This window comes from Dyadobacter sp. (genome assembly GCF_051859145.1).
In the GTDB taxonomy this organism is placed as follows: domain Bacteria; phylum Bacteroidota; class Bacteroidia; order Cytophagales; family Spirosomataceae; genus Dyadobacter.
Map to the genome: position 1 here is coordinate 1 of NZ_JBHYGF010000229.1, position 6890 is coordinate 6890.

Below are 6890 nucleotides of genomic sequence, written 5' to 3' on the forward strand. Positions count from 1 at the left end.
TGGATCCCATAAAAGATGGCAGTAAAATATTTAAAAAAATCCACGAAAAAATAGGTAAAGATATCATTACGGATCTTGAAGAATTTGAGGAATTTTTAAAGATATTGCTATACGAGACAAAAGGGTTGATGATTGTTGATTTTCTTGATGCGGGAAATTGGGATAGAGTAGACAGTTACGAAATTGACAAAAATTCAGGAATTGTTAAGATTAATTGGCACGATTACAGGGATATTGAAGAGAGCGAAGCTAGGAAAATTATGAGAAGTACGGTGTTCCCACATGATGTTTATGGGCTAGTTTTTCAGTTTCAAGAACTACGTTTACTCAAAGTAAGTGACACCTCATTATTCTTGCTAAGGGGCTATTCACATAATTCAAAGGATGTTAAAAGAATGATGAGTAATGGATCCTCGCAATTTCATATAGTGGATAATAGAGACAATTTTTCTGTTACATTTATTAGAGAGCTTGATCGACAAGTTCAACATTATGACTTTCTCAATACGCCAATAATCTCAACAGTCATTCTTCCTAAGAATATCGGGTCGAGTGCTACAATCTCAAAACAATTGTTGTTTGAGTATAATTTAGGTTTATGTGCAGATAGAATAGATAAGGCAATGCTTAGTGTTACAAATGGTAGCAATGATCTTGATTTTTTATGCGAAAAGTCAAATACCTTTCGCCGCGTAGCTGAAACAATAATGAAAATTGAATGCTGCTATCGTTATCGTCAGATAACAATAAAAAAATCATACTCTGAATTATTATTAGGAGATTTAATTAACCTTGTCAAGGAATTTAGAAGCGAGGAGGAAAAACAAAAACTCAACAAAATTGTAAGACTAGCTAATGAGTTGTCACATGATTCTGGAAAGCCTGTTACAAAGGAGAAGACACTTAAACTTGGCGCCTATGTCAAAGAATATTGTAAAATTCTATATCAGGAGATTCTTTCAAATCCGTTCCCGGGCTTAGATTAAAGTATTGTTCTTAGTGTTATTCTATAACAGTTCAAATACTTTTTCTAATAAAATTCTATGGATGCGCAAAAACCACTGGTCGTGTATTTAGACACGCATGATTACAGCAAATTGTATTCTGACAAGAGTGCTGAAATGCAGAACATCGCTAACTATTTATTTGATAAGGTTGACAGTGGTGAAATTATAATCCCATATTCTTATTTTATTGTCGCTGAATTACTGACAGCGTTTACAGAAGAATACAGAACCGATAGATTGCAAAGGGTAGGTATCTTAAAGAGACTATGTGGGTCGAATACTTTCAGATTTATTGATGCAGATAGTTTTATGGAGGGTACGCTATCAGATAGCGGAAACTGGTATCCAAAATTTGAAGCTTGGGAATATTTAAAAAAGGGATTAGACGAGCAAACTGAACATCTATTGAATTCCCTTCCAATCGGATTATCTATGAAGATAGATAAAAAGAACCCGTGGCCACAGCTCTTTCGTATCGCCCCTCAGTTAATCTCGTCTATATCGCAGGTTGCTAAGCTTTTGCCAGTGCCCAAATCTTTTTGTGACTCTCATTTACTCGTTCGTTATCTCAAGGGAGAGGTTAGTGAGGCGTTTATGAGGCAAGAAACAGCGACAATTTTAACTGACCTGAATCTTTTTTTTACATTTTGGTTTGAGAACGAAATGAATAAAAACGTCAGTCTATTGCATGAGCTAATTCGCACCGCTGGAAATCCATACTTAAATCTAGCAAATGACTTAGTTGCTTTGAGCCAGGAGGCCAACAACCGCCTTGATCAGATAAATGCTCTTGCTCAGGCTGATTTTATTGCTGTCAAGAGTTTGAAAAAGGAACTGAAAGTCGTGAGATCTACGCTAAATAATTTTCAAAAACTTGATATTGATTTTGTCAAGTCATTTATTCCAGACAAGTCGATTTTCGACCGATTGCCACAAGATTTTGGCGATACAATATTGAAGTATGCGATAGGTGTTGCAAAGGGACCACGAAAGACGATAGAATCTGATACGGGAGATTTGATGCATGCCTGTTACATACCCTTCTGTGATGTATGGAGAGGAGATGTTAAATTTTGTAACCTTTTGATTGGACAGAAAGTTAACGGATATCAAAAAATAGTTAGATACTTGCCTGACTTGCCAGGTGTTATAGAAAATCGGTTGAGAAACCAATAGCTCCCTATACCTATTTCATAACCAATCGCTCCAACCGCTCCATCATCTCATCCTTCTCCGTCAACATCCGCTCATACAAAGCAATCTTCTCCTCATGAAGTTGAATGAGCTTTTCGATTGGATGAAATACGGGATTATTGTTCACTACAGCAGCATTGTGGTTGAAAGTGCTTGAGATAACTGTGATAGCTTGATCCTCATCGAAATTTCGAATTGCCTCAGCCGGTATTTTTAGAATTGCCGCAACCTGTTCCAAAATGTCGGAATCGATTTTTTCTTTTTGTTCGAGGAGAGAGATTTTTTGCTGGTTCCAGTCTTCGCCGAGCTCAAACGCCAGCGCGTCTTGCTTTACAGCCATCATTTCCCTGAATCTCTTCAAGTTACGGCCTTCGTGGATCTTCGGATTAGAGGTAGTATGTGCCATGTGGAAAGGGTGTTTGGTTAAAAAAAGCAATTTATATAAATCTGCCGTGAAGTGCTCGGATATCTTACCTAGATCACAATGTATGTTACCGGTCGATTGTGTTGGGAACAACCCACGGCAGTACGTGCTTTGAAGAAAACGTAAATGCAAGATTTTGTACCACACTTTAAAATCAACAAAATAAGCACACTGCCACACTCCGACGAGGCCGATGACTCCGCAATGAACCATCTCTACCTTGCCTATGGTCAGAAAGTCAAAGAGCTGCTCAGTGAAAGTGACGCCGAGACCTGGATTGAAGATCTTTGGGATGTGTACACCGGCTTCACGCTTTTCAGCCAGGAAGCCGGGTATGATCCGAGAGGTCACAACCGGTTTGTTTCTTTCAAGGAACTGGTGTTTTTCTCTCGGGAAATTATGAGGGGAAATGAAAAAAATAATTCTTGAATTTCGAGTGTCGTTATTTCTCACCAATTGTCTAAGTTTACAATGACAGATGTTATTATCAGAATCTTAAATAGAGAAGTATGCCAGTAGAAAATTACAGTGGACAAACATTCGTGGCATTTCTCGATATTTCGGGATTCAAGGAGTTAATGAGAAATGACAGGAACGCTTTGGAAGCGCTTAGGCATCTTTATCAATCAGGCTATAATGCGTTGATAAATGCAGATGGAGTCGAAGGATTTTTTGTATCTGACAGTGGAATTCTGTTTGTTCGAACGGGCACTCAACACGAAAGGTTGGTCAAAATACTTGCTGTGGTCAAGGAGATAAATAAGCAAATGCTTCGCAACGATTACATGCTGACAACATCAATAGCGTATGGACATTTTGACTATCATGACAAACTGGAATTTAATGGAATTGAAAAAAATCCCATCTATGGATATGCTTATGTGCAGGCATTTTTAGATAATGAAACTGGAAGTCCTAGAATTCAGCCTGGGCAATGCCGATTAGTTGTGAAAAATGTCAATTTGGATATTGATTTTCGTCATCCCGATTTGGTATTTCTTAGGCAGAAGCCAAATGATAGAGTTCACCGCTATTATTACTGGAATGTGGATGACGTTCGAGATGTAGAGCAATTTGAAGTGGAGTATAATGACAGTTACAAGTTAAAATACACGGGAATGCTTAGGGCTTTGAAGAGAAGACAAGCTTAGAATCCGTTATAACAAGTTGTCATGAATGAAATGTAATTATGTTCGCTTTTAATGCTCTTGAACTATGAAAACCAGGCAGTTGAAAATCTTGTTGCAGGAATTATCTAGCCTGAATAATTCTTTCACCCATTACTTCTTTGTATGGATCCAGTTCAGCCTCGACTACGAAAAGATTATTGCTGATAACCAAGATGCTCTGACGTCCTCTTTTTTTAAACAAAACAGCTACTCAAAAAAACATCAGATTAAACTATCCAAACTGGATAATGAACATTTGAAGACTAATACTACACTGCTTAATGGCATATTCACATTAATTTACTCTTCCTTCGAAAATTATTTAACTGACGTCTATACGGTTGCTCAAAATATCGATCTGTCGCTTCCTGACTTGAATGAGGGAAAATATGAAAAAGATGATGTATTGCTTCTTAAAGTGCTCAACAGGTTAGGTTTGCGCGATAAGTTTGACGATTCATATTTATTAACCTTCGATTATATTAGGTTAAAACGAAATCGTCTGGTGCATAGCAGCTCTATTAATATAAGTAGATCTTTCCGGGATATTATCAATAAAGATGGACATAAACTTAATAGTTTATGGAATGATATATTACACAAACGTTTACAAGAAATTGACTTCTCGGATAGTGAGAATGCAAGTTTGCTTACATACAACATTCTGATTGACCTTCTTAATATAGTAAGGGGTATAGCAAACTATATCGACAGTTTGATCTTCGAGACCTTTGATTTTTCAGACTTTTTATCAAGAGAAGTTTTAGTAGAATTTAAAAATGTTAACGGCATAAAGAATTTTAATTTGACTGATGAAAGAAATAGGAGGAAATTTTTGGGTTTCTTTAAGTCGCAGTATGGCTATAAACATGAAGCCATTGATTTTACAGGGATGGTATAGCTTAATTGGATAAAGCCTTCCCTTGGAAATGATATCGTCATAAGGTGTCTTTTCCAAGGAAAGATGTTGGTTCGAACCCAACTACCATCTCATATTAAGTTTCATGTGTTGGTAATTTAATATCTCTAATCGAGAAAATCCTTCCGAAGTCAGACATCCAAATGTCCAAATACTTCCAACGCCGCAAACAAATCCTCCTCAAAAACCACTTCGGGCCCGGCACCTTTCTTCTTCATATTCATGGCCTTCTCCACCTTTCGCCCGTACATTTCAAATGCCCAGGCAGGGTTTCGCACGTCGCATATCACCAGGTAGTGCAACTTTGCAGTTACTGAGTCGGCGGCAATGCCTCCGTACATTTCAACAATCTGCGCCAGTTCCTTCCGCGAATACCTCGAAGACTCTCCGGTAAAGCAGAAGCCGGCAGCCAACGCTGTACATTCCTGGATCAGGATCGAAACCTGCTGCTTTGGCAGCTTGACAGGGATGGTCACCTTTTCTTGCTCGGCTGGTTTGATGGATGTAATCGACTGGCAGAATGTGAGCAACTCGGTGTGATCCTCGACCGACAACTGCCGCTCAGCCTGAATTCGCTCGATGGCTGGGAGCAGTGTGTCAAACGGCCAGGTTTTAAACATCAGCGCATTGTTGGAAGTCCAATTGCCCAGAGCAGTGAGCTCTTCGATGTTAATCGTTTTGTCCGCTGAAATCTCGGCCAGAAATCCGCCGAGCTGCTGCGTGGAAGAGGTGATCACATCATAATACGGGTTGCGGTTGTAATCCAGATAATTCTTGCAAAGCCAGATTAGGTCCTCAGCCTCTTCCGCTGTGACGATGCCATCGCTGGTAATGGCATTGATCTTGGCGACAAACTTGTTGTAAGGGGCCTTTGTTTGCAAGCTGGAAACAGATTCGATTCACGCGCGGAGCAATCCAATCTCGTTGTCATTGATATGGCCATCAGCCTGAATGCCGACGATCAGCCCGTAAAGCTTATTCAAATCTTTGTGAACCTGAGCCGGCCCGCAGAACTGGCGGAACGAGCCGCTGTCGTAAGTGTTGAAGTGGGAGGTGTCGGGCATTTGAGAAGTTGAGTCAGGTTTACTTTTCTGGATAAGTATCCGATGTAACCTTCCTATCTTCTCGCGAGAATATATTGATTGAACGGTCAACAGGACCTTCAACTGGGTGCGTTCAACAGCCTTTGGCGACTGACATGAGCGTCGATGTCCAGCATTCAAAACGAGTATAGAAACTGACCATGCAGCTTCGCATTGTATCACATAATCAGCATTAAGATGACTGAATATCAATCGCCCAAGGATCAGAAATACACTGAAACACTAATCAATTCGGCACCGAAGGAGGCAGCGGCTTTTTTGAATTTGAAGTATACTGCCGAACGGAGCGACGGTGTCATTCCCGTTAAATACAGGGAGCTGATGTCGGTGGCAGTCGCATTGACAACGCAATGTTCCTACTGCATCGAAGCCCACATGAAAAACGCGATCGAAGCAGGAGCTACAAAGGAAGAAATCGGGGAAACGGTGTTCATCGCCGCGGCACTTCGGGCTGGCGGCGCGGTCGGCAATGGTCTTTTTGCAATGCGTATATTTGAGGAGGAAGTTGCAAAAAAAGCCCTTTAACGCCGATGACAGAAATCGAACTCTTAATCAATCAAACAAAGAACGCTTACGAATGGACGAACCGGCTTTTCGATGCAGTTCCCGTCGACAAATGGGAAACTGTTCCCGAAGTGGTAGTTGCTGAGCTCAACAATCCTTTGGAACCCACACCAACGCCACACCCTATTGCGACCACTAAATTCGAGGCGATTGACTGGAATATCAAGCACACGATGTATCACTGCGGACAAATCGGAATGATTAGCAGGGTTGTTGAAAAGCGATACGATTTTGGTTTAAGGTTGGCCCAATGAATTTGTTCAACCAATCATTTTATCCAATGCTGGCCAGACGATTGTGTCTGTCGCTTTTCGTTGTCTTATCATCTTTCATTTGCCGATCTCAGCATTTATATAGCCGATCGTTTGGGAGTCAAAGTAATCACCCGATCATTTTATTACACGGAGGGCCGGGTAGCAGCAGCGTATATTTCGAAGCAACTACTGCTCAGTCACTGGCCGATCGGGGATTTTTTGTGATCGTTTACGATCGCAGGGGAGAAGGTCGGTC

11 protein-coding genes and 1 tRNA gene are annotated in these 6890 nt (G+C 40.4%); 9 read left to right on the forward strand and 3 right to left on the reverse strand.

Annotated elements, in window-relative coordinates; translation table 11 throughout:
• Positions 1–986 (forward strand): hypothetical protein (locus tag ACTIE6_RS14190; protein ID WP_439557269.1); only part of this gene is annotated, 986 nt, incomplete at its 5' end.
• A gap of 57 nt (positions 987–1043) precedes the next feature.
• A complete protein-coding gene (locus ACTIE6_RS14195) occupies positions 1044–2183 on the forward strand; it encodes a hypothetical protein (protein ID WP_439557270.1) in 1140 nt (379 codons plus the stop codon).
• Positions 2184–2193: 10 nt separating this feature from the next.
• Here ACTIE6_RS14195 and ACTIE6_RS14200 read toward each other — a convergent pair whose 3' ends face one another.
• On the reverse strand, positions 2194–2607 hold the full coding sequence (locus ACTIE6_RS14200) for an XRE family transcriptional regulator (protein WP_439557271.1): 414 nt from the start codon (positions 2605–2607) through the stop codon (positions 2194–2196).
• 222 nt (positions 2608–2829) lie between these two features.
• On the opposite strand from ACTIE6_RS14200, the gene ACTIE6_RS14205 reads away from it, so the two are divergent.
• The 4 genes from ACTIE6_RS14205 to ACTIE6_RS14220 all read left to right on the forward strand — a co-directional run bounded on the left by ACTIE6_RS14205 (position 2830) and on the right by ACTIE6_RS14220 (position 4785).
• On the forward strand, positions 2830–3054 hold the full coding sequence (locus ACTIE6_RS14205; RefSeq protein ID WP_439557272.1) for a hypothetical protein: 225 nt from the start codon (positions 2830–2832) through the stop codon (positions 3052–3054).
• An 80-nt stretch (positions 3055–3134) separates the two neighbouring features.
• Positions 3135–3776 carry a hypothetical protein gene (locus tag ACTIE6_RS14210; RefSeq protein WP_439557273.1) on the forward strand — a complete coding sequence of 214 codons (642 nt, stop codon included), beginning with the start codon at positions 3135–3137 and terminating at the stop codon, positions 3774–3776.
• Positions 3777–3840: 64 nt separating this feature from the next.
• Entirely contained in the window at positions 3841–4695 is an 855-nt protein-coding gene (locus ACTIE6_RS14215) for a hypothetical protein (RefSeq protein ID WP_439557274.1), read from the forward strand.
• Positions 4686–4785 (forward strand) — tRNA-OTHER (locus ACTIE6_RS14220). Before ACTIE6_RS14215 ends, ACTIE6_RS14220 begins: the two co-directional genes overlap by 10 nt.
• Positions 4786–4844: 59 nt before the next feature.
• On the opposite strand, the gene ACTIE6_RS14225 is transcribed toward ACTIE6_RS14220, so the two are convergent.
• Both ACTIE6_RS14225 and ACTIE6_RS14230 read right to left on the reverse strand, forming a co-directional pair.
• A complete protein-coding gene (locus ACTIE6_RS14225) occupies positions 4845–5594 on the reverse strand; it encodes a BRCT domain-containing protein (RefSeq protein ID WP_439557275.1) in 750 nt (249 codons plus the stop codon).
• Between the two features lie 18 nt (positions 5595–5612).
• The gene (locus ACTIE6_RS14230; RefSeq protein WP_439557276.1) at positions 5613–5777 is read right to left on the reverse strand and encodes a hypothetical protein; all 165 of its coding nucleotides are present in this window, start codon (positions 5775–5777) and stop codon (positions 5613–5615) included.
• A 216-nt stretch (positions 5778–5993) separates the two neighbouring features.
• On the opposite strand from ACTIE6_RS14230, the gene ACTIE6_RS14235 reads away from it, so the two are divergent.
• The 3 genes from ACTIE6_RS14235 to ACTIE6_RS14245 all read left to right on the forward strand — a co-directional run.
• Positions 5994–6341, forward strand: a complete 348-nt coding sequence (locus tag ACTIE6_RS14235) for a carboxymuconolactone decarboxylase family protein (protein WP_439557277.1) — start codon at positions 5994–5996, stop codon at positions 6339–6341.
• 5 nt (positions 6342–6346) lie between these two features.
• Complete coding sequence (locus tag ACTIE6_RS14240) at positions 6347–6634, forward strand: hypothetical protein (protein ID WP_439557278.1); 288 nt, start codon at positions 6347–6349, stop codon at positions 6632–6634.
• A 26-nt stretch (positions 6635–6660) separates the two neighbouring features.
• Positions 6661–6890: alpha/beta fold hydrolase (locus ACTIE6_RS14245; RefSeq protein WP_439557279.1), on the forward strand; the 230-nt coding region annotated here is incomplete at its 3' end.

Bases quoted from the DNA above. Each gene is read 5' to 3' on its own strand.
- ACTIE6_RS14205 (WP_439557272.1), top strand. From the start codon at position 2,830: ATGAACCATCTCTACCTTGCCTATGGTCAGAAAGTCAAAGAGCTGCTC.
- ACTIE6_RS14210 (WP_439557273.1), top strand. From the start codon at position 3,135: ATGCCAGTAGAAAATTACAGTGGACAAACATTCGTGGCATTTCTCGAT.
- ACTIE6_RS14200 (WP_439557271.1), bottom strand. From the start codon at position 2,607: ATGGCACATACTACCTCTAATCCGAAGATCCACGAAGGCCGTAACTTG.
- ACTIE6_RS14230 (WP_439557276.1), bottom strand. From the start codon at position 5,777: ATGCCCGACACCTCCCACTTCAACACTTACGACAGCGGCTCGTTCCGC.
- ACTIE6_RS14235 (WP_439557277.1), top strand. From the start codon at position 5,994: ATGACTGAATATCAATCGCCCAAGGATCAGAAATACACTGAAACACTA.
- ACTIE6_RS14215 (WP_439557274.1), top strand. From the start codon at position 3,841: ATGAAAACCAGGCAGTTGAAAATCTTGTTGCAGGAATTATCTAGCCTG.
- ACTIE6_RS14240 (WP_439557278.1), top strand. From the start codon at position 6,347: ATGACAGAAATCGAACTCTTAATCAATCAAACAAAGAACGCTTACGAA.
- ACTIE6_RS14195 (WP_439557270.1), top strand. From the start codon at position 1,044: ATGGATGCGCAAAAACCACTGGTCGTGTATTTAGACACGCATGATTAC.